The sequence below is a fragment of the Microbacterium sp. gxy059 genome (assembly GCF_050958665.1).
In the GTDB taxonomy this organism is placed as follows: Bacteria; Actinomycetota; Actinomycetes; order Actinomycetales; family Microbacteriaceae; genus Microbacterium.
On record NZ_JAMXWT010000014.1, the window covers coordinates 1 to 24,713 of the forward strand.

At 73.9% G+C, this 24,713-nt stretch carries 19 protein-coding genes and 1 pseudogene; 9 read left to right on the forward strand and 11 right to left on the reverse strand.

All coding sequences use genetic code 11. The features are described from left to right. Window positions 1–353 precede the first annotated feature (353 nt). The 4 genes and pseudogenes from NHL53_RS09350 to NHL53_RS09365 form a co-directional block, all read right to left on the reverse strand. On the reverse strand, window positions 354–689 hold the full coding sequence (locus NHL53_RS09350) for a hypothetical protein (RefSeq protein ID WP_433776664.1): 336 nt from the start codon (window positions 687–689) through the stop codon (window positions 354–356). 230 nt (window positions 690–919) lie between these two features. Further along, window positions 920–1,297, reverse strand: a pseudogene (locus tag NHL53_RS09355) (alpha/beta hydrolase); the annotation flags it as partial. A gap of 146 nt (window positions 1,298–1,443) precedes the next feature. Next, window positions 1,444–6,129 carry an FtsK/SpoIIIE domain-containing protein gene (locus NHL53_RS09360; RefSeq protein ID WP_433776595.1) on the reverse strand — a complete coding sequence of 1,562 codons (4,686 nt, stop codon included), beginning with the start codon at window positions 6,127–6,129 and terminating at the stop codon, window positions 1,444–1,446. 40 nt (window positions 6,130–6,169) lie between these two features. Beyond that, on the reverse strand, window positions 6,170–7,879 hold the full coding sequence (locus tag NHL53_RS09365) for an RDD family protein (protein ID WP_433776596.1): 1,710 nt from the start codon (window positions 7,877–7,879) through the stop codon (window positions 6,170–6,172). 134 nt (window positions 7,880–8,013) lie between these two features. Here NHL53_RS09365 and NHL53_RS09370 point away from each other — a divergent pair, with 134 nt between their 5' ends. Beyond that, entirely contained in the window at window positions 8,014–8,892 is an 879-nt protein-coding gene (locus NHL53_RS09370) for a spermidine synthase (protein WP_433776597.1), read from the forward strand. Between the two features lie 547 nt (window positions 8,893–9,439). On the opposite strand, the gene NHL53_RS09375 is transcribed toward NHL53_RS09370, so the two are convergent. The 3 genes from NHL53_RS09375 to aztA all read right to left on the reverse strand — a co-directional run bounded on the left by NHL53_RS09375 (window position 9,440) and on the right by aztA (window position 11,317). After that, window positions 9,440–9,793, reverse strand: a complete 354-nt coding sequence (locus NHL53_RS09375) for an amino acid transporter (RefSeq protein ID WP_433776598.1) — start codon at window positions 9,791–9,793, stop codon at window positions 9,440–9,442. Then, entirely contained in the window at window positions 9,790–10,419 is a 630-nt protein-coding gene (locus NHL53_RS09380) for an acyl-CoA synthetase (protein ID WP_433776599.1), read from the reverse strand. The genes NHL53_RS09375 and NHL53_RS09380 overlap by 4 nt, the downstream gene beginning before the upstream one ends. Before the next feature lie 277 nt (window positions 10,420–10,696). Beyond that, a complete protein-coding gene (aztA, locus tag NHL53_RS09385) occupies window positions 10,697–11,317 on the reverse strand; it encodes a zinc ABC transporter ATP-binding protein AztA (protein ID WP_433776600.1) in 621 nt (206 codons plus the stop codon). 51 nt (window positions 11,318–11,368) lie between these two features. On the opposite strand from aztA, the gene aztB reads away from it, so the two are divergent. The 6 genes from aztB to NHL53_RS09415 all read left to right on the forward strand — a co-directional run bounded on the left by aztB (window position 11,369) and on the right by NHL53_RS09415 (window position 18,820). Then, on the forward strand, window positions 11,369–12,259 hold the full coding sequence (gene aztB / locus NHL53_RS09390) for a zinc ABC transporter permease AztB (RefSeq protein WP_433776601.1): 891 nt from the start codon (window positions 11,369–11,371) through the stop codon (window positions 12,257–12,259). Further along, window positions 12,256–13,509 (forward strand): ABC transporter, encoded by a 1,254-nt coding sequence (locus NHL53_RS09395; RefSeq protein WP_433776602.1) that lies wholly within the window; start codon window positions 12,256–12,258, stop codon window positions 13,507–13,509. Before aztB ends, NHL53_RS09395 begins: the two co-directional genes overlap by 4 nt. 413 nt (window positions 13,510–13,922) lie before the next feature. Further along, window positions 13,923–14,900 (forward strand): zinc ABC transporter substrate-binding protein AztC, encoded by a 978-nt coding sequence (aztC, locus tag NHL53_RS09400; protein WP_433776603.1) that lies wholly within the window; start codon window positions 13,923–13,925, stop codon window positions 14,898–14,900. 26 nt (window positions 14,901–14,926) lie between these two features. Further along, window positions 14,927–16,147, forward strand: coding sequence for a zinc metallochaperone AztD (gene aztD, locus NHL53_RS09405; RefSeq protein WP_433776604.1), 1,221 nt, complete (start codon window positions 14,927–14,929; stop codon window positions 16,145–16,147). An 811-nt stretch (window positions 16,148–16,958) separates the two neighbouring features. Beyond that, the gene (locus NHL53_RS09410; RefSeq protein WP_433776605.1) at window positions 16,959–18,185 is read left to right on the forward strand and encodes a sensor histidine kinase; all 1,227 of its coding nucleotides are present in this window, start codon (window positions 16,959–16,961) and stop codon (window positions 18,183–18,185) included. After that, on the forward strand, window positions 18,182–18,820 hold the full coding sequence (locus NHL53_RS09415) for a response regulator (RefSeq protein ID WP_433776606.1): 639 nt from the start codon (window positions 18,182–18,184) through the stop codon (window positions 18,818–18,820). Before NHL53_RS09410 ends, NHL53_RS09415 begins: the two co-directional genes overlap by 4 nt. Before the next feature lie 760 nt (window positions 18,821–19,580). Here the strand turns inward: NHL53_RS09415 and NHL53_RS09420 are convergent. Both NHL53_RS09420 and NHL53_RS09425 read right to left on the reverse strand, forming a co-directional pair. Further along, on the reverse strand, window positions 19,581–20,351 hold the full coding sequence (locus tag NHL53_RS09420; protein ID WP_433776607.1) for an LLM class flavin-dependent oxidoreductase: 771 nt from the start codon (window positions 20,349–20,351) through the stop codon (window positions 19,581–19,583). Window positions 20,352–20,532: 181 nt separating this feature from the next. Further along, window positions 20,533–21,000: a GNAT family N-acetyltransferase gene (locus NHL53_RS09425; RefSeq protein WP_433776608.1), complete on the reverse strand. Its 468-nt coding sequence runs from the start codon at window positions 20,998–21,000 to the stop codon at window positions 20,533–20,535. Between the two features lie 99 nt (window positions 21,001–21,099). Here NHL53_RS09425 and NHL53_RS09430 point away from each other — a divergent pair, with 99 nt between their 5' ends. Further along, the gene (locus tag NHL53_RS09430) at window positions 21,100–21,579 is read left to right on the forward strand and encodes a hypothetical protein (RefSeq protein ID WP_433776609.1); all 480 of its coding nucleotides are present in this window, start codon (window positions 21,100–21,102) and stop codon (window positions 21,577–21,579) included. Window positions 21,580–22,129: 550 nt separating this feature from the next. Here the strand turns inward: NHL53_RS09430 and NHL53_RS09435 are convergent. Together NHL53_RS09435 and NHL53_RS09440 are read right to left on the reverse strand one after the other, a co-directional pair. After that, the gene (locus NHL53_RS09435) at window positions 22,130–22,927 is read right to left on the reverse strand and encodes a methyltransferase domain-containing protein (RefSeq protein WP_433776610.1); all 798 of its coding nucleotides are present in this window, start codon (window positions 22,925–22,927) and stop codon (window positions 22,130–22,132) included. 14 nt (window positions 22,928–22,941) lie between these two features. Continuing rightward, the gene (locus NHL53_RS09440; RefSeq protein ID WP_433776611.1) at window positions 22,942–23,583 is read right to left on the reverse strand and encodes a MarR family transcriptional regulator; all 642 of its coding nucleotides are present in this window, start codon (window positions 23,581–23,583) and stop codon (window positions 22,942–22,944) included. 111 nt (window positions 23,584–23,694) lie between these two features. On the opposite strand from NHL53_RS09440, the gene NHL53_RS09445 reads away from it, so the two are divergent. Further along, window positions 23,695–24,402, forward strand: a complete 708-nt coding sequence (locus tag NHL53_RS09445; RefSeq protein ID WP_433776612.1) for a MarR family winged helix-turn-helix transcriptional regulator — start codon at window positions 23,695–23,697, stop codon at window positions 24,400–24,402. The last annotated feature ends 311 nt before the right edge of the window (window positions 24,403–24,713 follow it).

A 24,713-nucleotide genomic window follows, 5' to 3' on the forward strand; every position in this document is an offset into this window, starting at 1 on the left:
TGCCGACTCCTGCGCGAGGTACCCCTCGGCCTCCACGCGCGAGACGCTCTCGGACAGCGGAGCGGTGTCGAGCACATGCGCCTCTCTCACGAAGCACCCTCGCCGTCGCGCGTCCGGATCGGGTGCAGCTGCGCCCGCCGGCCCGAACTCGTCTTCCGCATCCCTCCATGGTGGCACCCGCGCCGCGCGCATGACGACGCCGATCCGCGCCTGAGCACCCCGATCCGACCGGGCTTCCGGGCATCGCGCCGAGAGATGGCGTCGTCGTGCACCGGCGCCGGGGAACCGCCCCCAGACGCGAGCGCGGCGCCCGTCGAACGGATCGACGGGCGCCGCGCGGGCTCAGAGGCGGATCAGAGGTGGGTGCGGAAGAACGGCACGGCCGCCTCCAGCACCTTGCCCGTCGCCTCGGGCTGGTCGTACAGCTCGTAGTGCGTCACGCCCTCGAGCACCTTCAGCTGCCTCTCCTTCGACGCGGCGCGGCCGAACAGCTCCATGCCGAGGCGGTACGACGCGAACGCGCCCGGCTTGTCGCCGATGACGACGAGCAGCGGCTGCGTGAGGAACGTCTCGGCGTGCGCGTAGGCGTCCCACGTCGCGAGCGCGCCCTGGCGGGCGAAGGTGAAGCTCGTGCCCCCGTTCTCGTGGAAGCCGCGGACGGTCTTGTAGTAGTCGGCCGCCTCGAGCACGTCGACGTCCTCGACGCCGGCCTCGCGGGCCGCCTCGACCGACGGGAGGGCAGCAGATCGTTGATCTGCTCGGCCTGGCCGCGCGCCTCCGCCGTGCGCTGCGCGGCGACGGCCTCGAGCATGGCGATCGGGTCGTAGTTCGAGAAGCCCTCGCGCATGAGGCGGCCCACGTTCGAGCCGGCGACCGGCGCGAGCGCTTTGATCCGGCGGTCGATCATCGTCGCCGCGACCGCGCAGCCCGCGCCGCCGCACACGGCGATCGCGCCGATGCGGTCCCCGTCCGCCCACTCCTGGGTGACGAGGTAGTCGATCACCTGGCTGAAGTCGCCGACGCTGAATCCGGGATCCTCGGTGAAGCGCGGCTCGCCGCCGCTCTCGCCCTGGAAGCTCGCGTCGAACGCGATGGCGACGAAGCCCTCCTTGGCGAGGGCCGTCGCGTACACGTTGCCCGCGGTCTGCTCCGTGACGCTGCCCGTGGGGTGCGCCGCGATGATGACCGGGTGCTTCGCCGAGGCGTCGAAGTCGGCGGGGAAGTAGATGTTCGCCGCGATGTCCCAGGCGAGGCCGGGGAACGTGACGGAGGTGATGGTGGGGGTCTGGTCGGTCACGACAGTGCTCCAAACACGTCGTCCGAGTGGATCGGTTCGCCACCCTGATGGGGTGTGCAGTAACCGCTCTGCAAGCGCGCGACGGGCCCCACCAGATCCGGAACCATCCTAGGAAAGAACCGTCCTCGGTTCGATCCGCCTCCTGCTCATCCCTGCTCAGCGCCCTCCGCCTTCTTCGCCGCCTCGAGGCGGGCCTGGCGGCGGGCGCGGCGGGCGGCCCTCGCCGCGGCGTCGTCCATGTTGTCGCCCGACGCGGGCTTCTCGGCGGCCGGGGCGCGCTTCGGCTCGGGCTCCGGAGCCGGACGCTCGGGCATCCGGAACGGCGCCGCGGCCGCCTCCGGCTTCTCGTCGTGCGCGATCGGCACCTGCATGAGCATCGCGCGGCCCGCCTGCACGAACATGCCGCGGCCTTCCGGGAAGTCGGCGCGCTTGACCCGCCCGAACGGCACCTTGAACAGGCTGTCCCCGTCGTAGGCGTCGGGCTTCAGCGCGATGCCCTGGCGCCCCGCCTTCCACTCGCCCATCACGCCGGATCCGCCGCCGGCGCGCGTCACGTCCGCCTCGCCGATCAGCATGTGGTCGCTCTCGTTGATCGCCTTCAGCAGCCCCCGCATCGGCCGGTCCGCCGGCCCGTCGGCGAGGTGCGGCATGTCCTCGCACACGATGAGGATGCGGAACGGGATCGACTCGTCGGCCACGATCTCGGTCAGCTCCGTCGCGAGCTGCTTCTCGTCCTCGCCCCGCGTGGCGCTGCGCACCCACGGCCGGAAGTCGGCGAGCTCCGAGCGGCGCGTGCCGAAGTGGAACAGCTTCACCTCCGGATCGAAGCGCTCCATCGCGATGACGAGCGACTTGAGCGCGTTCGTCTTGCCCGACTGCGGCGGGCCCGTGACGATGAACGACCCGGCCGGATCGAAGCCGCGCGCCGCGAGCGTGTCGTCCGCGACGCCGAACACGGGCCGCCCCGACGCCGTCGCCGGCAGCTCGCGGATGTCGACCCGCGTGGGCAGGGATCCGATGCTCGGCGCCTCCTGCGCGCCCTCCGCGCGCAGCCGCTCCGCGAGCTCGTCGAGGCGCTTCGCCTGCTCCGAGGTGTTCGACGTGCCGCCGAGCACCGCCAGCTGCACCTCGTTCTTGTCGACCACCGACCGGCCGGGAGGCGACTGGTCGCTCAGCACGTCCTTGTCCGCGCCGAGCAGCGTGTACTGGTTGACGTCGGAGAGCCGCAGCACGATGCGCCGCGAGATGTTCGACGCGACGGCCGTCGGCACGGCGCCGCCGCGATCCGCCGTGATCACGGCATGCACGCCGAGCGGACGTCCCTCGCCGAGCACCCGCATGAACTCCCGGTAGAACGGGGCGCGGGCCGACGTGATCTCCCACTCCTTCTTGAAGTCGGGATAGTTGTCGACGAGCAGCACGATGCGCGGCATCGACGGATCCACCAGCTCGCGGTACTCCGTGAGGTTCGAGGCGTGCGCCGCCGCGAACGCCTCCGCGCGGCGGTCGAGCTCGCGGCCCAGCGTGCGCAGCAGGCGCTGCACGCGCTCCGCGTCGTCGCCGTCGATGACGGATCCGACGTGCGGCAGCTTCTCGAGCACGCCGAGCGCGCCCGACGCGAAGTCGAGGGCGTACACCTGCGTCGTCCCGAGGTCGGGCCGCATTCCCGCGGCCGTCGCGATCGACTTGAGCACGGTGGTCTTGCCCGCGCCCGACGTGCCGAACACCAGCAGGGATCCGTCGCGGTCCGGCCGGTAGAACACCGGGTTCTGCTGCTGCCTCTCAGGCAGGTCGGCGATGCCGAGCACGATGCGGCCGTCGCCCTCCGCCGGCAGGTCGGCGAGGTCGATGACCTGGGCCAGGTCGTCGAGCCACGGACGCCGCGGCGCGGGCAGGCCCGCCTCGTCGGACGCGCGGATGATGGTGCGCACGACGCGCTTCTGGTCGTTCGGGCCGAGATCCTCGTCGTGCGAATCGCTCTCTGGCGCGCGCTCGGGCTCCCACTCCGTCAGGGATCCGAACGCGAGCTCCGCCGCGCGCACCTCCGCGACCTGCTCCTCGTCTCGCGTCCACCCGCCCGCATACGCGGACTGGAACGGCGTGAGCCGCCCCGGGCCGGTCTTCGCGATGCCGCGACCGGGGATCGACGGAGGGAACGACGCGGCGATCGGGTCGTCGACGACGTCCTTCGAGTCGGCCTCGTCCGCCATGCGCAGCGCGACGCGCAGGTTGGTGTTCGCGCGCAGGTTGTCCTTGATGACGCCCGCGGGGCGCTGCGTCGCCATGATGAGGTGGATGCCGAGCGAGCGACCGCGCTGGGCGATGTCGACGACGCCGTCCACGAACTCGGGCACCTCGCCCGCGAGGGCCGCGAACTCGTCGATGACGAGCACGAGCGCCGGCGGGGTCTCGGGATCCTGCCGCTTCTCCAGCTCGAGGAGGTCCTTCGCCTTCTTCCGGTTGAAGAGGTGCTCGCGGTAGTGCAGCTCGGCGCGCAGGCTCGTGAGGGCGCGGCGCACGAGGTGCGGGCTGAGGTCGGTCACGAGCCCCACGCAGTGCGGCAGCTCGACGCAGTCGGCGAACGCCGATCCGCCCTTGTAGTCGACGAACAGGAACGTCACGCGGTCGGGGCTGTGCGCGCTCGCGATGCCCAGCACCCAGGCCTGCAGGAACTCCGACTTGCCCGCGCCGGTCGTGCCGCCGACGAGGGCGTGCGGACCCTGCGAGCGCAGGTCGAGGGTCATCGCGTCGCTCGCTCCCTGGCCGACGATCGCGCGCAGGTTGCCCGCCTTCTTCAGGCGCGGACGGGGCGCGTCGGAGCGGTCGATGATCGTGTTGTTCTGGCGCCAGCGGTCGATCACGGCCCGCGGATCCTCCGCGATCTCCGTGCCCGTGAGGGCGAGGAACATCACCGAATGCGGGATGTCCGACTCGTCGTGCACCACGGTCGACGCGTCGACGACGGGCGCGAGACGCCGCGCGAGCATGTGCATGTAGGCGTTCGAGACGCCCTCGATGCGCACGTGCTCGTACCTCTCGCCGGAGCGGACGACGCCGACCGTCGCGTCGTCGAGCCCGCCCGTGACGTCGACGAAGGTGCGGCAGGCGGCAGGCAGCGACTCGACGGTGGGCGACAGGAACACGGCGTGCACGCCCACGTCGGCGCCCAGCTCGAGGATCTGCGTGAGGCGCGCGCGGTCGACGGGCGCGTCGTTCGCGACGAACACGATCACCGAGATGCGCTTCGACGCGTCGTTGTCCTCCGCCGCGCGGTGCACGTCGGTGCCGTACCGCATCGGGTTCCAGGTCTCCTTGAACGGCCCGCGGTGCGACGGCGCCTTCACGAGGCGCATCACGTAGTCCTCGAGCGCGCTCAGCAGCGCGTTCGCCGTCGGCGCGGAATCGGCGAGGGGCAGATCCTTGAACGGACTCGTCTCGCTCGAGGTGTGCGGCAGCCACTTCAGCCACTCGAGCGCCTCCACCCACTCCGCGTCCGCGAAGGCGACCGTGACGACCTCGTTGGGGGCGTGCAGCCCGAACAGCTGCACCGCGATGCCGCGCATCACGTCGGCGGCCGGCTGCTCGGGCCCCGCGACGCCGAGGGATCCCGCGGCGGGCAGCGTCTCCAGCACGGGCACCTCGTGCACGTACCGGTACCGCTCGCGCAGGCGCTCCACGCGCGCGATGTACTCGGGCAGGCCGTCCTGCGTCTCCTGCTCGCGGATCGAGTTGCGGCTCTCGGCGGTCGAGATGCCGAGGCGCACCGCGAGGAAGTTCCAGTGCTCCGGTCGCCTCGTCCACAGCAGCGGACCGAGGCGCATCGCGTGCTCGAACACCTCCGCGACGGGAGGCACCTCCTCGTTGCGGGCGCGTTCCTCCTCCGGCTTCTCGTGGAAGAACCGCTCCTCGAGCTCCTCGAACTGCCGTTCGAACAGCTGCAGCTCGTGGTTGCGCTTGTTCTTCGACTGCATGCGCTGGTTGATGAAGTTGCCGAGCGCCATGAGGGGCGTCATGAAGATCAGCAGCAGCGCGCGCGGGCGCTCGGTGATGAAGTAGATCGACACCGCCATGATGATCGGCGCCACGAGGATCGTCCACGGGAACAGCTTCGAGAGCATCTCGGTGGGCATGCGCGGCGGGGTGTGCTCCACGCCCGGGTAGCGCACCTCGACGCGCGGGCTGCGGTTGAACAGCAGCCCGCCTCCCCGCTCGAGCACGGGGTCGTCGGCCGACGCGTCGAAGTCGGCCGAATAGAACAGCACGAGAGTGGATCCGCCGATCACGAACGGCTGGCCCGCTTCGATGCGCACGCGCTGCACGGGCTCGCCGTCGACGAGCACGCCGTTCGCGGAGTTCAGGTCGACGAGCTCGATGAAGCTCGACACCTCGAGGCGCGCGTGCCGCTTCGACACCATCCCGTCGCGCAGCACGACGTCGTTCGCGCCCTGTCGCCCGATGAACGAGTGCCCGCGCGGCACGGGGAAGTCCTGCCCCTTCAGCGGCCCGTCGACGGCGCGCAGCACGGCGACGATCTGGCGTCCGTCGACGGCGCGCGAGTGATCGGGGCCGAGGTTGTGCACGGCCGCGGCGAAGCCGGATCCGATCGGCGCCTCGCCCATCGGGGCGTCCGGCTGCAGCGGCTCGAGGCGGTCGGCGGTCGGCGGCGCCACGGCGAGCGTGAGCACGTCGTCGGGATCCGCGTCGATCGTGCGATCGGGATCCGCCTCGGCGATGTACCGCGCCACGTCGCCCGCGGTGGCCGTCGAATCGGCCGTCACGACGATGTCGACGGGGTCGACGCCCTCGCGGTGCAGGGTGAGCTTGACCTTCACAGTTCGCGCCTCGTCTCGATGGAGAGCTGATCGTGCGGCGTCATGCGCCGCTCACGGTGAGGGTGCGGTCGCCGAAGCGCACCGCGTCGCCCGGCTCCGCCACGAGCGCGGATCCGGGGGTCGCCTCGCGCTCGACGCCGTCGCGCACGAGGGCCGTGCCGTTCGTCGACCCGAGATCGACGATCTCGACCCCCCGCGCGGTCGCGCGCAGCAGCAGGTGCGTCTTCGAGATCGAACGGGTCTCGTCGGGCACCGGCACGGGATGCGCGTCGGGAGCGCTCGGGTGGGGCCGCGGATCCCGGCCGAGGACGATCGCTCCCCGCAGCGCGAGGACGGCACCCGTGTCGAGGGTGAGGCGGAACGCCGGGGCGGGAGGAGGCGGTGCCGCGGGCGGCTCGGCGGGCGACGAGGGCGCGCCCGGGGCGGGTGCTGCCGCGGGGGCGGAGGCGCGGCCCGGGGAGGGGAGCGCCGCCGGCGCGGCGGAGGGCGCGGATCCCGGGGCGGAGGAGGAGGCCGCGGGTGCGGCTCCCGGGGCGGAGGGCGCGACGGTCGCGGGCGCGGATGCCGGTCCCGGAGCGGGGGTCGCGGCGGGTGCGGGGTCCGGGGCGGCGGACGGGCCCACGGGAGCGGGCGGCGCGTCGGGGCCGGTCGGCACGGAGGCGCGGGCGGGATCCGGGGCGGGGCGCTCGGACCGCCGCGCGGCCGCGCGGGTGAGGGGCGGCTCCGCGGCGGGCGGCGCGGGGACGTTCGCCGAGGCGGGAGCGGGCGGGAGCGGGGCCGGATGCGCGGGCGGCGCCCCCGTGAGATCGGCGGGCGCACCGAGCACGATGCCGGGCGCCTGCGGCAGGTTCGCCTGCTCGTCGCGGGCCTCCCCCTCGCGTCGCGCACGGTAGCCGCCGACGACCGGACGCCCCGCGCCGGGCCGCTCCTCCGCGGGCGCCTGCGCCCCGGGATCGCGCGCCGTGAGCCCCACCGAGGCCGCTCCGCCCTGGCGATGCGGCCGGGCCACGCCGAGCACGCCCGCGCTGACGCGACCCGCCGGCCGGTAGGCGCTCGGCCCGTCGGCGCTGTCGGGCGTCGCGAGCGAGGGCAGCTCCCTCTGCTCCGGAGTCACCTCGACCTTCACGGTCTTGCGCGCGATCCGCATGCGCTTGTCGTCGTACGGCTGCAGCCCGCGCCGCACATCGATCATCCACAGCTGGGCCGCCATGTCGTGCCAGCCGCGGCCCCGGCGCTCGGGATCCCACAGCGGCGAGAGGAAGAAGAGCGCGGGGCCGAGAACGGGCACGACGCCCGCGCCGCCGATGATGAGCAGCCGGAGCACGACGCGCCAGAACCCGGGGCGCTCGAGGGTGCGCACGTTGACGCTGCGCAGGCCGCAGAAGCCCTTCCCGATCGTGACCCCCTTGCGGCCGTGCAGCGCGAGCTGCACCACGCAGAAGGCGAGGGTGAGCAGGGCCGAGACACCCGCCATGACGACCGCCAGCACGAAGCGCGGGTGGTTGAGGAGGCCGTAGGCCGTGATGCGCGACTGCAGGAACATGACCAGCAGCGGCATCGCGAACGCCCACGACGGGATCTGCAGGATCAGGTAGACGACGGCGTCGATCACCGCCGCGAGCAGACGGCGCCCGTAGGGCGCGCGCACGAGGCCGAGCGCCTCGGCGTATGCGGGATCCGGACGGCCCTGGTCGTCGAGTCCCTCGATCTCGCGCTCGCCGTCGTCGACCTCCCAGATCGTCGTCGCCATGCTCACCTCCCCGGCAGGCGGGCGGCCCTCGCCGCCCGAACGACAACGTTACCGAGCGCGGCGCCGGAAGCGGGCCCTCGAAGGCGGGGAGAACTCCCCATGTCGATCGGGAGCGCCCGTGTGAGGATCGAGGGATGAGCGACGCGAGAGGCGAGGCGCCCTGGATCGTGCCCCTGTCGGGCGGCGGGGAGGCCGCGCTGCGACCCGTCGACGGCGGCTGGCTGCTCGAGGTCGACGGCGTGCGCCAGTCGCACGTCCCCGCCCCGGGCGGGCGCCCGCCGCTCGCGATCACCCGCTGGATGATCGCCGCCCTCGGCCGCGGCGACGCGATCCGCGCCCTGCACCTCGGCGGAGGGATCCTCGCGCTCCCCCGCGCGCTCGCCGACGCGCGCCCGGGATCGACCCAGCTCGTGGCCGAGAAGGAGCCCGCGTTCGTGGAGCTCGCGCGCACGCGCTTCCCCGCGCCCGACGGCGCGGAGGTCGTCGAGGCCGACGCGCGCCGCCTCCTCGCCGGCACCGAGGAGGGTGCGTGGGACGCCGTGACGATCGACGTGTTCGCGGGAGGGCGGATCCCTCCGCCGTTCTCGTCGATCGAGTGCGCCGCCGAGGCCCGCCGTGCCCTGGCGCCGGGCGGCCTGCTCGTCGTGAACTCGGTCGCCGGCCCCGAGATCGACTTCACGCGGCGGCATCTCGCCGGCCTGCGCGCGACCTTCGCGCACGTCGCGATGATCGTGCAGGGGTCGTCGCTCGGCGGCCTGCGCTTCGGCAACGCGTGCCTCGTCGCGTCCGACCGGCCGCTCGATGCCGACGGGATCCGCGGATCCCTGCGCGAGGATCCCTCGAAGGGCGCGCTCGTGACCGACCTCGACGACCTCGTCGGCGACGCCGCGCCCCTGCACGACACCGACGAGACCTGGTCGCCGGAACCCGACCTGCCCGATGCGGCGAACGCCCTCGCGGCGCTCGAGCGCATGCGTCAGACGCTGACGCAGCTGCTGCCGCCGAAGGGCTGAGCGACGCGGACGGGGGTCAGCGCGCGGAACGTCGCCCTCGAGGGTTGCCACGCTCTGCGGCATGCCGACCGCGACACGCCGCGCTTTCTGGCGTCCGGCGCACACGCGCGGGGCGCGACCACGCCAGCCGGCGTGTCTCACTTCCGGTCGGTATGCCGCCGCCTTACCCGCCGAAGGTGAGACACGCAGCGGAGGGCGAACCCGGCATGTCCCACGTTCTGCCGGAATGGGAGCCGCATACCCACCTCAATCGAGACACGCACCTCCAGGACGAGCGCGGTCCCACGCGTCACACTTCCCGGCGACCGGCACGGGTCAGCGCGCGGGGCGCGACCACACCAGCCGGCGTGTCTCACTTCCGGTCGGTATGCCGCCGCCTTACCCGCCGAAGGTGAGACACGCAGCGGAGGGCGAACCCGGCATGTCCCACGTTCTGCCGGAATGGGAGCCGGATACCCACCTCAATCGAGACACGCACCCCCAGGCGCGCCGCAGGGCGAGCACGGTCTCACACACCGCACTTGCCGGCGACCGGCACGGACGGGCGTCAGCGCGCGGAGTCTTCCTCTGCGTCGCCCTCGTCGTCCGTGCGCTCCGCGGCGGCCTCCTCCGCGTCCTCGCGCTCCTTGCGCAGGAGCAGCGGCTCGTCGTGGGTCTCCGCGACCTCGCGCGGATCCACCACGAGCAGCAGGAGGGCGAGGGTCAGCAGCACCACGATGAAGACGATGCCCGCGAGGATCGCGGCCACCCGCCACGCGGTCGCGACCGCCTCCGCGGATCCGCCCGCGAACGCGCCCATCGACATCGCGGTCACGAGCCCGCCGAACAGGGCGGCGCCGAAGGCGATCCCGATGAGGTGGACGGGCTTCATGAGGTCGCGCCGAGTGGGCTTGTCAGTCACGGCTTGTCTTTCTGCGAAGGGGCCGCCTCGCGGGCGGGAGCGGGGGACATCGCGCCGATGCCGAGGAAGACGGCGACGATCGCCGCCCATCCGCCGAACAGCCCGACGCCGACGATCGTGCCGGTGAGCGTGAACGACTGCCCGGCCTCCTCGATGAAGTAGTCGAGGGCGTATCCAGGTGACACGACGAGCGACACGACGGCGAGGATCAGGGTGAGGGCGCCGACGACGATCCGGTCGCGCCCGTCGCCCGCCGCCGCGCCGCGACGCGCGCCCGCGACGCCGACCGCCAGCTCGAACGCGCCCGTCGCCGCCGCCCAGCCGATGAGGACCCAGTGGAACGCGACGTCGGGGGTCGCGTCGAGCAGCTGCGCGAGGGATCCGGCGAGCAGGTGCAGGGCGCCGAGCACGCGGGGCACGACGTTGCCCTGCTTCGGGCGCACCCAGATCGACTCGGCGAAGAACAGGACCGCGAGGGCGAGGGCGAACATCGAGAACACGAGGAGCGCGAACTCGCCCGTGCGCTCCTGCGCGAAGGTGACGATGAGCGCCGCGATCGCGGTGATCGCCGCCCGCAGCACGAGCACGAGGCGCTCGGCACGACGCGAAGGCAGGCGGGACGTCATCGGTTTCCTCGGGCTCGGAACGGGGACTGCCTCCATCCTAGGAGCCCGGCGGCTGAGAAGCCCCGGAGCGGGGCGGTCGCGCGGATCGGCCGGGGCGCGGATCAGGACCGGGGAGTCGAGGCGCGCGGATCCGCTGGGTCGCCAGAGAACGCCGCCCCACGCCGCGCGCACCCGACATTCCCTCGCGAGGCACCACCCCACGCTGGGTCGCCAGAAAACGCGACCGCACGCCGCGCACACCCGACATCCCCTGGCGAGGCACGTCCCCGCGGCGGGGTCAGGCCACGCGGCGGCCCGCCTCGAGGCGCACGGTGCGGTGGGCGCAGGCGACGTCCTCCTCGTCGTGGGTGACCCAGCCGACGGCGCGGCCGCGGTCGGCCTCGTCGGCGAGGATCGCGCGGGTGCGCGCCCGGCTCGCGACGTCGAGCCCCGCCGCGGGCTCGTCGAGCAGCAGGATCGGGGCGTCGCGCGCGATCCCCTGGGCGATGAGCACGCGCTGGCGCTGCCCGCCCGAGAGCGCGTGGATCGATCGGCGCGCGAACTCCGCGAGGCCCACGCGCTCGAGCGCGTCGTCGACGATGCGGCGCACCTCCCTGCGGGGCCGACGCCGGGCCCACGTGCCCATCGCGACGGCCTCCCGCGCCGTCATCGGGAGCGTCTCGGGGATCCGCGCACGCTGCACGACGAGCGCGACCTCGCCTGTGCGCTCCACCCGCCCCTCTCGCGGGGCGCGCACGCCGGCCATGATCTCGACGAGCGTCGACTTGCCGGATCCGTTCGCGCCGACGATCGCCGTGAGGGCGCCGGGCACGAGGTCGGCGCTGACGTCGTGCAGCACGTCGACGCGGTCGTAGGAGAAGCAGATTCCGGCGGCGCGGAGGGCGGGGGTCTCGATCACCCTTGTATTGTAATTGATAACCGTTTTCATCTTCATGTAAGGTCGTCCCTCGTGTCCTGGATCCTCGCCCCCTTCGCCGCCGAGTTCATGAGCCGCGCGCTCATGGGCGGCCTGCTCGTCGCGGCCGTCTGCGCCGTCGTCGGCACCTGGGTCGTCACGCGCGGCATGGCGTTCCTCGGCGAGGCCATCGGGCACGGCATGCTCCCCGGCGTCGCCATCGCGACCCTCGCGGGCTGGCCCGCCGTCGTCGGCGGCGCCGCGAGCGCCGCGGCCATGAGCGCCGCGATCGGACTGCTGCGCCGCCGCGGGCGCCTCTCCTACGACACGAGCATCGGCCTGCTGTTCGTCGGCATGCTCTCGCTCGGCGTCATCATCGTGTCGCACTCGGGCAGCTTCGCGACCGACGCCACCGTGATGCTCTTCGGCGACATCCTCGCCGTTCGCACGGGCGACCTCCTGCTGCTGGGCGGCGCGCTCGTCGCCACGCTGGTCGTCGCGGGCCTGTTCCACCGATCCTTCGTCGCCGCGGCCTTCGACACGCGCCTCGCCCGCACGCTCGGCCTGCGCCCGCAGCTCGCCGACGTCATGCTCACGGCGCTCGTCACCCTCGCCGTCGTCGCCTCGTACCAGGCCGTCGGCAGCCTCCTCGTCGTAGGCATGCTGCTCGCGCCCGCCGTCGCCGCCGGCCGCTGGACCCGCACGATCCCCTCGACCATGGCTCTCGCGGCCGCGTTCGGCGCCGTCGCCGTCGTGACCGGCCTCCTCGTCTCCTGGTACGCCGCCACGGCCGCCGGCCCGACGATCGCCGGAGCCGCGATCCTCCTCGCCGCGCTCTCGGCGCTCGTCGCCCACACCGTCTCGCGGATCCGCGCCGCACGCGCCGCGCACGGATCCGCGGCCCTCCCCTCCCCCTCGCCCCGACAGAAGGAGCTCGTCCCATGACGTCACGCCCCCGCCGCCTCGCGCACGCCGCCGCGCCCCTCGCCCTCGCCTCGCTCGTCCTCGCCGGATGCGCCGCCGAGGCGGCCGACGCCCCGACGCCCGACGAGGCGCCCACGGAGGAGCAGCAGGGCGACGGGCACGGGCACGTCGAGGGCGCGCAGGAGCTCGGCGAGCCCCAGCCGCGCCTCGTCTCGGTGAGCTCCGACGGGACGGTCGGCGTGCTCGACCTGCTCACGGAGGAGGCCGAGGAGATCGGATCCGTCGGCGCGCCCATCCGCGCCGCGAGCGACGGACGCTTCGCGTTCGTGGAGACCGACGAGGGCGTGGACGTCGTCGACGGCGGCGCCTGGTCGTGGGACCACGGAGACCACTTCCACTACTACGCCGCTGATCCCGCGTTGCCCGGGTCGATCCCCGGCGAGGGGCCCGTCGCGGTCGCGACGCCTCCCCTGGCGACGGCGGGCGGCACCGGCCTGTTCTTCTCCGGGTCGGGAGACGCGGTGCTCGTCGACATGAAGGCCCTGTCGGAGGGCGAGGTCTCCGAGCTGTTCCGGCTCGAGACCGACGCGTCCGCCGGCGTGGTCGCTCCCGTCGGCGACGCGGCCGTCGTGGCCCTCGCGGACGGATCCGACGCCGGCCTCGCGCGCGTCGTCGACGCCGAGGGATCCCCCACGGGGGTCGAGGAGGCGTGCGAGGATCCGTCTGGCGCCATCGCGACGCGGGTCGGCACGGTCGTCGGCTGCGCGGACGGCGCGCTCCTCGCGGTCGCGCCGGGAGGCGACGTGACGCTCGAGCGGATCCCGTTCCCGGACGACGCCGCGGAGCGCCCGCTCGCCTTCGACGGCCGCAAGAACCGGCCGACCGTGGCGGGGCTCTCGGGATCCGACGGCTTCTGGCTGCTCGACACCCGCGCCGGCGAATGGACGCACGCGGAGGTCGACGCGACGCTCGTGCGGGTCGTCGCCGCCGACGATGACGACGAGAACGTCGTCGCGCTCGACGACGAGGGCCGCGTGCGCGTCTTCGGACGCGACGGCGAGGAGCGCGCGGCGACCGAGCCGCTGGTCGCCGACGCCCTCGCGGGCACGGAGGCGAGCGGAGTGAGCCTCACGGTCGACACGCAGCGCGCCTACCTCGGCGACCCCGTGGCGGGCGTCGTGCACGAGATCGACTACGCCGACGGCGCCCGCATCGCCCGCGAGCTGACCCCGGCCACCTCGCCCGCCGTCTCGGCCGAGGTCGGGCGATGAGCGCGGCGCGACGCGGGCCGGATCCGACGCGGCCCCACCGCGGGCCCGGCGAGGCGGCGCGGCCGTCCTCCCGCCCGGCCCCGATGCATGACGACGCCGTTCTTCGGCACAGGATTCCGAAACCGGGCGAGAACCGGCCCGCGGCGCGGAGATGGCGTCGCCCTGCACTCGGCGCGGGCGCGGGGGCGGGCGCGCTCCTCGCCGGCACCACCCCGCGGCCCGGCGATCCTCACCCGGCCCCGATGCACGACGACGCCGATCCTCGACGCAGGACCCCGGATACGGGCGAAAGCCGGCCCTCGGCGCAGAAATGGCGTCGTCCTGCACTCGGCGCGGGCGCGCCCGAAGAGACCACGCCCCGCCGCGACGCAACCGACCGCACCGCACGACACGAGAGCCCTCGCCCGGCCCCGATGCACGACGACGCCGATCCTCGACGCAACGCCCCGAAACCAGCCGAGAACCGGCCCGCGGCGCGGAGATGGCGTCGCCCTGCACTCGGCGCGGGCGCGCTCCTCGCCGGCGCCCTCGCTCTCGCGGGCTGCGGCGCCGCCGCGGCGGACGGCGAGCCGCACGTCGTCGCGACCACGAACATCCTCGGCGACGTGACGACCGAGCTCGTCGGCGACGCGGGCCGCGTGACCACGCTGATGAAGCCCAACGCCGACCCGCACTCGTTCGAGATCTCGGCCCGCGAGGCCGCGGAGCTCGCCGACGCCGACCTGCTCGTCTCCAACGGCCTCGGCCTCGAGGAGGGCGTCGAGCAGCACCTCGACACGGCCGCCGACGCGGGCGCCGCCCGGTTCGTCGCGGGCGACCGCATCTCGGTCGTCGACTACACGGGCGACGCGACGGGACCGGATCCGCACTTCTGGACCGACCCCGCGCGCATGGTCGACGTCGTCGACGCCCTCGAGGAGCGGCTCTCGGAGATCGACGGGATCGACGCCGACGCGATCGCGGCGAACGCCGACGCCTACCGCGCCGAGCTGGCCGCGCTCGACGAGGAGATGACGACGGCCTTCTCCGACATCCCCGCCGAACGGCGCGCGCTCGTCACCAACCACCACGTGTTCGGCTACCTCGCCGAAAGGTTCGACTTCGAGGTCGTCGGCGCGGCCATCCCCGGCGGCACGACGCTCGCCTCCCCCAGCGCCGCGGACCTCGAGCAGCTCGCGACCGCGATCCGCGAGACCGGCGTTCCGGCGATCTTCGCCGAGTCGTCGCAGCCCGACCGTCTCATGCAGGTGCTCGCGTCCGAGGCGGGCGTCGAGGTCGAGGTGATCGAGCTGTTCACCGAGTCGCTCACCGACGCCGACGGGGGCGCCCCCACCTACCTGACCATGATGCGCGCGAACACCGAGCGCATCTCCGACGGGCTCACGCCGTGAGCACCATATTCCCGGAAAGGAATACGATGACCTCATCCCTCCCCCGACCCCGCCGCTCCCTCGCCGCGGCCGGATCCCTCGCCGCGATCGCGCTGCTCGCCGTGGGCTGCGCGTCCGGAGGATCCCCCGCCGCGCCCGACGACGCCTCGAGCGACGCATCGGCCGCCGACGTCGCCGCGGGCGAGCGCCTCGCCGTCTCGATCGACGGCCAGGTGCTCGTGCTCGACGCCGCCTCGCTCGAGGTGGTCGACCAGTTCGACAGCGAGCCGTTCACGCGCCTCAACCCCGTGGGCGACGGCCGCAACGTGCTCGTCACCACCTCCGAGGGCTTCCAGGTGCTCGACACCGCGACGCCCGAGCTCACCGACACCGTCTTCGCCGCGGAGGCCGCCGGCCACGTCGTGCGCCACGGCGGGAACACAGTGCTGTACTCCGACGGCTGGGGCGAGACGACGATCCTCCCCACCGATGCCCTGCTCGACTCCGAGGGCGCCCTCCCCGAGGTGCGCCAGTACGAGGCCGAGGAGCCGCACCACGGCGTCTCGATCGTGCTCGAGGACGGAACCCTCCTCACGACGGTCGGCGACGAGAGCTCCCGATCGGGCGCGGTGGCCCTCGAACCGCACGACGACCACTACCACGACCTCGCGTCGTCGAACGAGTGCCCAGGGATCCACGGCGAGGGCACCGCGGCCGACGAGGCCGTCGTCTTCGGCTGCGAGGACGGCGCCCTGCTGTACCACCACGGCGAGTTCGAGAAGCTCGACGCCCCCGACGAGTACGGCCGCATGGGCAACGCCTACGTCTCCGAGACGAGCCCGCTCGTCGTCGGCGACTACCAGGACGACCCGGACTCCGAGGGATACCTGCTCGACGCGGTGACGATCATCGACACCGCGCAGCACAGCTCGGAGGTCGTGAGCCTCGACGGGGTCGAGTACGTGTACAGCGGCGTCGTCCGCGGACCCGATGACCTCGCGTACATCCTCGGCTCCGACGGGTCCATCCACGTGCTCGACCCCGCCACCGGCGAGCTCGTCGACGAGCACCCCGTGATCGACGCGTGGGAGGGACCGGCCGACTGGCAGGACCCCCACCCGTCCCTCGAGACGGACGGCTCGGTCGCGTACGTCTCGGATCCGGCGAACGATCGCGTGATCTCCGTCGACCTCGCCACGGGCGAGATCCTCGCGGAGAGCGAGGCGCTGCCCGGCACGCCGAACGAGATGGCGCTGAACCTGGGCTGACGAGACCGCGCACGGTTGGGGCGTGCGCTGCGGGTCCCTCCCCTCGTGGGTGGGGAGGGGCCCGGATCCCGAGGGCTCTGAACCGCCGGGATCGGAAGGGGCGGGGTCGCGGTGACCCCGCCCCTTCGCCGTGCCCGGGGGGGCGAGCGCAGCGTCGTTCGAGTCGGCGAAACGCACGCCCCGGGCGCTCTGCGGGGTGCGATTCTGCGACTCGGGCCGGTGCGGGATCATTCGGGTCGGCGAAACGCACGCTCCGGGCGCTGCGCGGGGTGCGGTTCTGCGACCCGGGCCGGCGCGTGATCCTCCGAGTCCGCAAAACGCACGCCCCAGGGGGCGCGCGAGGTGCGATTCTGCGACTCGGGCGGGGCGGGATCCTCCGCGGGGAGAGTGCACGTCCGTGGGGCTGATGAGGAGAGGTGCGATTCTACGACCCGACAGGGCGCGGGCGGGGCGGGAAGCGAGCACTCCAGGCGCTGTGCGGGGTGCGATTCCGCGACCCGGACGGGTACCGGGTCCCTTCAGGTCCGCGAAACGCACTCCCCGGGCGCGGTCCCCCGTGCGATTCTGCGACTCGGGTCGGCGCGGGATCCTTCGCGGCGGCGAAACGCACGCCCCGGGCGCTGCGCTAGGTGCAATCCTGAGACCCGGACGGGTGCCGGATCCTTCAAGTCGGCGATACGCACGCCCCGGGCGCTGCACGGGGTGCGATCCTGCGACCCGCGGGTCACGGGCGGGCCGGGAAGGCGACCCCGCCGCATGGATCCGCCGTTCGGATGACGCGGCGCGGCGGCCGGCGTGCTGGGATGGACGCATGGCGGAGAGCAGGAGACGGTCGTTCGACGAGTACGTCGTGCCGCACGTGCTCTATCGGTCGACCGCCGGCGACGTGCTCACGGCGGTGCTCTTCATCATCTTCGGGTTCGCGATGTGGAGCCTGGACGTCGGGTTCGTGCAGGATCCCGACCCCGCGCTGCCGCTCGGGACGCCCGTCGTCGTCGGCGGAATGATCGTGCTCTCCGCGGCGCTCGGGCTGTTCAAGCGGCGTGCGCCGGCGGTGGTGGTCGCGATCCTCGGGGTCGTCGTCGTGGCGATGCCGCTGCTCGTCTCGCCCGGCCTGCCGCTCGTGCCCGTGATCGCCCTCATCGACGCTGGATACGCGGCGATGCTCGAGGGCCGCCGACGCGAGCGGATCGCCGTCACCGTCCTCCTCGTCGCGACCGTCGCGGCGTTCGTGGCCGTGCTGCCGCTCGACGGCCCCGGTCAGGTCGTCGCGATCGGACTTCCCCTCCTCATGATGCTCGGCCTGCCGGTCGCCTGGGGCACGGCGGTGCGCCAGCGCGACGAGCTCGTCGAGGTGGAGCGCGACCGCGCCGACGCCCTCGCCCTCGCGGCCGCCGCGCAGCGCGAGGCGGCCGTCCGCGCCGAGCGGGGCGAGGTCGCCGCACAGCTGCACGACGAGGTCGCCGCGCGCCTCGCCGCGATCTCGCTGCAGGCGGGAGCCCTCGCCGCCGCCGCCGACGACGACGAGGATCCGCGGCGCTCCCGCGCGGTCGCCGCGATGCGCGCGGCCAGCCACGAGGCGCTGGAGGAGCTGCACCGCCTCATCGGCGTGCTCGCCGAGGATCGCGACGACGACGCCTCCGAGACCTCCGCGGCGGATCCCCGCGACGCCCTGCGCGCGCAGGCCGAGGCGTTCGGCGCCGAGGTGCGCGTGGAGGGCGACCCCGGCCCGCTGCCCGGCTCGGTCGCCACGGCGCTCACCCGCATCGCCCGCGAGGCCGTCGCGAACGCCGCCCGCCACGCGCCGGGGCTGCCCGTGCGCGCGACCTTCGGGTTCGCCGACGGATCCGTCACCATGACGATCGAGAACCCCCTGCCCGACGAGGCCGCTGGCGCCCCGGGATCCGGCCTCGGCACCGCGCTCATGGCCGAGCGCTGGCGCGCCCTCGGCGGCTCCGGGTCGATCGGCCCCGCCGGCGAGGGACGCTGGCGCGTGGAGGCCTCCCTGCCCGTGCCCGAGAGGAAGGACGACCGATGACCATCCGCGTCGTCATCGCCGACGATCACGCCGCCGTGCGCGCCGGAGTGCGCGCCGTGCTCGACACGGCCGGAGACATCGAGGTGGTCGGCGAGGCCGCGGACGGCCGCGTCGCCGTGCAACAGGCCGAGGCGCTCTCGCCCGACGTCGTGCTCATGGACGTGCGCATGCCGCACGTCGACGGCATCGCCGCCACCGAGCGCCTCACCGAGCGGCGGATCCCCGTGCTCGTGCTCACGACGTTCGCCGTCGACGACTACGTGGACGGCGCGATGGCCGCCGGCGCCGCGGGGTACCTGCTGAAGACGGCGGATCCGTCGACGATCGTCGACGGCGTGCGCCGTGTGGCCGCCGGGGAGGGGATCCTGTCGCCCGAGGTCACGCGACGCGTGCTCGACCGCGCGCGGGAGGCCGGACGGCAGCAGGCCGAGCACCCCAGCCTCGACCAGCTGACCCCGCGCGAGCGCGAGGTGCTCTCCGCCCTCGGCGAGGGGCTCTCGAACGCGCAGATCGCCCGGCGGTTCGTCATCTCCGAGCCCACCGCGAAGAGCCACGTGTCGAACGTGCTCACGAAGCTGCAGGCGCCGACGCGCATGCGCGCCGCCGTGATCGCCCGCGACGCGGGGCTCGCGTAAGGGGCCGACGGCCGGGCGGTGCGGGTCGTCGACGCAGGCGGTGCGGGGCGCGGGACATCGACGCGGGTCGCGCGGAACGTCGGATCGGTGCGGGGAGCCGGCGACAGGCGGCGCGGGGCCCGCGTGACGGGGCGACAGCGCCGGGTGCGGGGCGTCGGTCGGGCGGTACGGGAGCATTGGCGCAGTGCGGGGCGGGGCGTCAGGCGGTGTGGGCCCGCGGGGGCGCCGGTGCCGGGTGCGGGGCGTCGGATCGGTGCGGGGCGGGGAGCCAGCGGCGTCGACGCAGGCGGTGCGGCGCACGAGACATCGACGCGGGTCGTGCAGGACGTCGCCTCGGTTCGCGGGGAACGGCGCGTGAGGACGGCGACCGCCCTGCCCCGTGAGGCGGCAAACTCCCCCGCGGGAAGGCGCACCCACGGATCCCGCCCCTTCCCAGGTCGCCAGAGAACGCGGTCGGCAGCGCACCCGAAGCGACCGCTCGTGGCGACCCGCTCGAACGGGGATCCGCCGCCTCGCTCCTCCGCGCGGCGGCCTCCGCGGCGGCGCGAGCGGGTGGCGAGTCACGCCACAGAGAGGGGAACCACCGGAGCGGCCCGCATGCGCCAGCGCGCGCTCCCCGGATCCCGCACCAGAGGATCCGCCCCACATCGGTCGCCAGAAGATGCCGCCGGCAGCGCACCCGAGGCGACGATTCATGGCGACCCACTCGGGCAGCCGCGCTCCCCTGGGAGATAACCCCGCGGCGGCGAGGTCGGAGCCGTCAGCGCGCGAGCGGGAGGAAGGCGAGGAACTCCTCGACGGCATCGGCGGGCGTCACGGCGCGCAGCACGATCTCGTCGACCGCGCCGCGGTAAGCGTCGCGGCCCGGACGCGGGTCGTCCTCGCCGGGGCGCGGCAGCGCGGTGTCGAGGGCGCCGACGCCGAGGCGGGCGAAGTTCGCGCCGTACGCGGGGAGCCCCTCGTAGCGGCGGGCCTCCTTCTCGAGGCGGGCGCGAGCAGAGGGATCCGCGTTCGTGCGCACGTAGAGCGAGACCGCGCCGTCGGGGTTCGCCGCGTGGAACTCGCGCGTCTGCGCGGCCGCCGCCTCGGGCGGGAGCCAGTTGAGCAGCACGCCGTCGGACGCGCGGGCGGCGAGCGCGCGCATCTTCGGGCCGAGTGCCCCGACGACGAGGCGCGCCGACGTGGCCTCGCGCAGCTCGGCGAGCGTCGCGTCGATCATGGCGAGGGCGCCCGCGCGGCGGCGGCCGGATCCGATGCCGAGCGTGAGGCGATCCTCGGGGATCTCCAGGCGCGCGATGTCGTCGAGCAGCTCGGACGACGGGCGCTCGTCGACGGGGATGACCCCCGTCGCGACGCGCAGGGCGTCGGTCTCCCTCGCCGCGGCGGCCGCGACGTCGAGGGCGTTGACGCCGGGGGTCTCGTTGATCCAGAGCGTGCGGAACCCCGCCTCTTCGAGGTGCGGGGCGAGGCGCGCGACCTTCTCGGCGCCGATGGCGCCGGCAACGCCCAGCGAGATCTCTGTCGGGAGCATGCACCCAGGCTCGCGCGGGCCGCGCGCGAGGTCAAGCCGACTGCGCGGGTCCGGCGCGCTCCGCCTGCTTCGTTCCCTCGCACACCCGCGGGATCCGTCCAGATGACGCGAAAGCACCGTCGGGCCGCGGCGGACGGCGCGTTCGCGTCATCTGGACGCGACGCGCAGCGCGGCCGCCCCCTCAGCCCGCGAGGTCGAGCTCCATGAACAGCGACAGCGGATTGTCCGCGTACTCGCCGAAGGCGCCGCGCGGGACGAACCCCTCGCTCGCGTAGAGGCGGCGGGCGGCGGCGAACTCGTCGGCCGTGCCCGTCTCGAGCAGCACGGTGCGATGCCCGGCCTCGCGGGCCGCGGCGAGCGCGTGGCGCAGGATCAGCCTCCCCACGCCCCGCCCGAGGAACGCGGGCGCCGTGCGAAACGACTTCAGCTCGGCGCGCTCGGCGTCGAGCCGGGTGAGGCCGCCGACGCCGGCGAGCGCGTCGCTCTCCCACGCCGACCAGAGCGTCACGGCGGGGTCGAGGAGACGGTCGACGTCGTACGCGTAGACGAGCTCGGGCACGGATCCCGCCCGCATCTCGGCGACGTGCGCCGCCACGAGAGCGCGCGTGGCAGGGTGGGTCAGGTCGTCTTCCCGGATCTCGAACGGCACGCCTCCATTGTCCCGCGCCCCGCGAGCCCGCCGCGTGGCGGAGGCCGTCTCATCCGTTGGAACGATGTGCGGGACGCGCGGCTCGGGTGGGATGGAGACATGATCGAATCCCTCCAGACCTTCACCGAGTCCCTGCCCGTCGCGCTCCAGTGGCTCGGGGTGATGCTGCTGGGCGCGATCCCGTTCATCGAGTCGTACCTCGGCTCGTTCGTCGGCATCGTCGCGGGGGTGCATCCCGTGATCGCCATCGCCGCCGCCGTGATCGGCAACATCGTGTCGATGACGGTCTTCGTGCTCTCGGCGCACGGCGTGCGCGTCGCGGCGACCCGCAACCGCGAGGAGAAGCCGCTCTCGCCGCGTCGCGAGAAGCTCAAGGCGCGCTTCGACCGCTACGGCGTCGCGGGCGTCAGCCTCCTCGGACAGCTCGTGCTGCCGAGCCAGATCACGTCGGCCATCATCGTCGGCTTCGGCGCCTCGAAGAACAAGGTGATCTTCTGGCAGATCATCTCGATCATCCTGTGGGGCACCGTCTTCGGCCTGCTGGGCGTCGCGGGCGTCGAGCTGCTCTGGCGCTTCTGACCCACCCCGATCCACCGGGCGGTTCTGCTGTTGGGGGCGGAGCCGCCCGGTTCCGTCTCTTCGAGGCGCCGCGGCTCCGCCCGCGAGACGTGCGATCCGTCGACCCGCAGCGCTTGGCCGCCGCCGAGATCGCAGAAACGCACCTGAAAACGTCCGTGGGACATGCGATTCGCCGACCCGAAAGATCCCCGGCCGACCCAAGTCGCAGAATCGCCCCCCGCATCCGCGCCAGGCCTCTGTGTCGTCGGCCATGGCGATCCCCACCACCGCGAGGGCACGCCCCGCGCGGCAGCACCACACCCGAAACCGCGCCGGGACCGTGCGGCCCGACAGCCCGCAGCGCGCGGCCACCTGCGAGATCGTAGAAGAGCACCCGCGGATCCGTTCAGATGACGCGAACGCGCCCTCGCGGTCGAGTCGACGGTGCGTTCGCGTCATCTGGATGCGGCCGGCGAGCTCGCCGGGCGGTCCACGTCGCAGAAACGCACCCGAATCCGCCGGTAGGACGTGCGATTCGCCGACCCGAAGGATCCCCGACCGACCCGCCCCGTCAGCGACGGGGCCGCAGCGCCGTGATGATCTCGAACGCGTTGTCGTCGAGCAGGAGGCCTCGCTCGTCGGCGATGGGCACGAGGCGCTCGCGTACGCGGGCGTCGAATGCCTCCGCGCGATCGCCGAGCACGGCGGGCGAGACGAACGAGGTCGAGTGCAGCTCTCCGATGACGTCGTCGATCGAGCGGACGCGCCGAACGGGGACGACGCGGCGCTGGATCCCGCGGAATCCGGCGTCGCCGATGTCGTCGGCGAAGTCGCGGGACGGCTCGACATAGGCTCCGCCTCCTGCGCGCCGCCGATCGCCGAGCATGTCGCGGATCACGGCGACGACCTCAGCCTTCCAGCCGGTGTCGTACGCCCAGATGCTCCGGTCGCCGAAGACGGCGAGCGCTCCGTCGTCGACGAGGGCGTCGGCCGCGGCGGCGAGGAATCGCGGACGGTCGAACCAGTGGAAGGCGCGGCACACCGTGACGAGATGCACGCGGCGGCTCTCTGGCAAGCGGATGTCCTCGGCGGGACTCTCCCTGAGTTCGACCGCTCCCGCCGAGATCTCCGGAGCCAGGGCCGACGCGGCCTCGGCGAGCAGATCGGCGTCGACATCCACGCCGATGGCCTCGTCGAAGAAGCCCGCGAGAGCGCGGATCACGAGCCCGGTTCCCGTGCCCGCGTCGAGCAGGCGACGCGGCGATCCCGCGGGCGCGGCCGCCGCGACGAGCGCGGCGACCTCGTCGGGGATCCCCGGCCGGTGACGCGCGTAGAACGATGCGGTCGAGGAGAAGGGGCGGGCCGTCATGCGGATCCGCCCCGTCAGCGGCGGGGCCAGGCGTCGGCGAGGCGGGTGAGGAGGTCGGCCAGCTGGTGGCGCTCGTCGCTGTCGAAGCGGTCGAGCGCCTCGCGCACCGCGTCCACGCGGGCCTCGCGCGCCCGTTCGGCGATCTCGCGCCCGCCGTCGGTGAGCGCGATGAGAGTGCGGCGCGCATCGTCGGGGTCGGCCTCTCGCCGCACGAAGCCCTCGTCGACGGACGCCTGCACGAGGCGGCTCGCGCGCGGCTGATCGACGCCGATGCGGTCGGCGATCTCGCTCACCGACAGCGGCGTCGGCGCCGCGGCGAGCACGTCGAGCAGCCGCAGCCGCGCCATGGACCGTCGCCCTCCGCGACGCGCGTCGTGCGGTCCGCGGATCCCCTCACCCTGCGGATCCCGATCGTCGTTCGCGCCACGGACGTGCGGTCCGCGGATCCCCCCGCCCTGCGGGTCGCCGTGCGGATCGTGCGGCCCGACGTCGGGGCCGCCGTGCGGGTGGCGCCCGTGGGGGCCGCCGTGCATCGGCGGCCAGCCGTTCCGCGGGCCGTCTGGGAATCCGTGGCGATGCGCCCCCGGTCCGCGTCCGTGCCCTGCGCGGATGCGGGCGAGGGCGTCGGCGATGCGATCGGCGTCGGTGGGGCTCACCCCCACAGGATACATGTCACTTGACATGCGATGCGTTGCATGTCATTGTGCATTTACATGCCACATGACATGCAATTCGCGCCGACCGTCGGCGCAGACGAGAGGACCACCATGACCACCGATACACACGACAACACGCACCCGCCCATCGGCTTCTGGCTGAAGGCGACCGACCGCCTCCTCACCCGCGCCTTCCGCGACGCCCTCGACAGCGAGGGTCTCGACCGGCGCACCTGGATGGCGCTGAACATCGTCGACGGATCCGTCGCCCTCCCCGACAGGGACGGCGAGCGCTTCCGCCGCGCCACCCGACGCCTGGCCGACCGCGGCTGGGCCGCCCGCGTCGACGGATCCTGGCAGCTCACCGACGCCGGACGCGCGGTGAAGGACCGGGCATCCGGGCCCGTCGAGGAGATCCGCACCCGCGTCGCGGACGCCGTCACGCCCGAGGATCTCGAGCGCACGCTCGCGTCGCTCGAGCAGATCGCCCGCGCCCTCGGCTGGCAGGAGGGCATGCCCCTCCCCCGCCGCGAGCACGGACGGCGCGGACACGACGCCGCCCACCGCTTCGACCGGCACGGGCACGGGTCCAGTCGGGATGAGCACGGGTTCAGCCGGGACGAGCACGGCTCCCGCCACCACGGCTGCGGCCACGACCGCGGGTTCGATCGCCACGAGCGCGACTTCGACCGCTACGAGCGCGGGCACGATGCACCCCACCGCTTCGACCGCGGGTTCGACCGCGACGAGCGCGGCTTCGACCCGCGCATCCACGGCGGGCGCGAGCACGGCCGCCACGCGCACCGCCCCTGCTGCTGACGAGAAGCCGACCCCTCTCGCGGGGCGCCGCTGATTCGCGGCGCCCCGCGCAGACCGGACAGAGTCACCGCAGAACGCCGTCCCGCGCCCCTGCGACCGGGTGGCGTCGCCGCGCCGCCCCCGACCGTTCGCGGCGACCCTCTTGCTCGAAGAGCCGTGCCGTACCTCGCGGGAAACGACGCGCTGCTCGCGCAGGGGCGCCGTGACGTGCGCCCTCTCGCCCCCGGATCCCCCGACTCGCGAGAACGCGCCCGCCGCATGCTCGATACGCGCGCGCTTCGCCAATCCGACGGATCTGGCGCCCCTCCCCG

What these genes read in the sequence shown, in the direction of transcription:
- NHL53_RS09410 (WP_433776605.1), top strand. Translation starts at nt 16,959, where the DNA reads ATGGCGGAGAGCAGGAGACGGTCGTTCGACGAGTACGTCGTGCCGCAC.
- NHL53_RS09395 (WP_433776602.1), top strand. Translation starts at nt 12,256, where the DNA reads ATGACGTCACGCCCCCGCCGCCTCGCGCACGCCGCCGCGCCCCTCGCC.
- NHL53_RS09365 (WP_433776596.1), bottom strand. Translation starts at nt 7,879, where the DNA reads ATGGCGACGACGATCTGGGAGGTCGACGACGGCGAGCGCGAGATCGAG.
- NHL53_RS09420 (WP_433776607.1), bottom strand. Translation starts at nt 20,351, where the DNA reads ATGCTCCCGACAGAGATCTCGCTGGGCGTTGCCGGCGCCATCGGCGCC.
- NHL53_RS09445 (WP_433776612.1), top strand. Translation starts at nt 23,695, where the DNA reads ATGACCACCGATACACACGACAACACGCACCCGCCCATCGGCTTCTGG.
- aztC (WP_433776603.1), top strand. Translation starts at nt 13,923, where the DNA reads ATGCACGACGACGCCGATCCTCGACGCAACGCCCCGAAACCAGCCGAG.
- aztD (WP_433776604.1), top strand. Translation starts at nt 14,927, where the DNA reads ATGACCTCATCCCTCCCCCGACCCCGCCGCTCCCTCGCCGCGGCCGGA.
- NHL53_RS09370 (WP_433776597.1), top strand. Translation starts at nt 8,014, where the DNA reads ATGAGCGACGCGAGAGGCGAGGCGCCCTGGATCGTGCCCCTGTCGGGC.
- NHL53_RS09435 (WP_433776610.1), bottom strand. Translation starts at nt 22,927, where the DNA reads ATGACGGCCCGCCCCTTCTCCTCGACCGCATCGTTCTACGCGCGTCAC.
- NHL53_RS09415 (WP_433776606.1), top strand. Translation starts at nt 18,182, where the DNA reads ATGACCATCCGCGTCGTCATCGCCGACGATCACGCCGCCGTGCGCGCC.
- NHL53_RS09380 (WP_433776599.1), bottom strand. Translation starts at nt 10,419, where the DNA reads ATGACGTCCCGCCTGCCTTCGCGTCGTGCCGAGCGCCTCGTGCTCGTG.
- NHL53_RS09430 (WP_433776609.1), top strand. Translation starts at nt 21,100, where the DNA reads ATGATCGAATCCCTCCAGACCTTCACCGAGTCCCTGCCCGTCGCGCTC.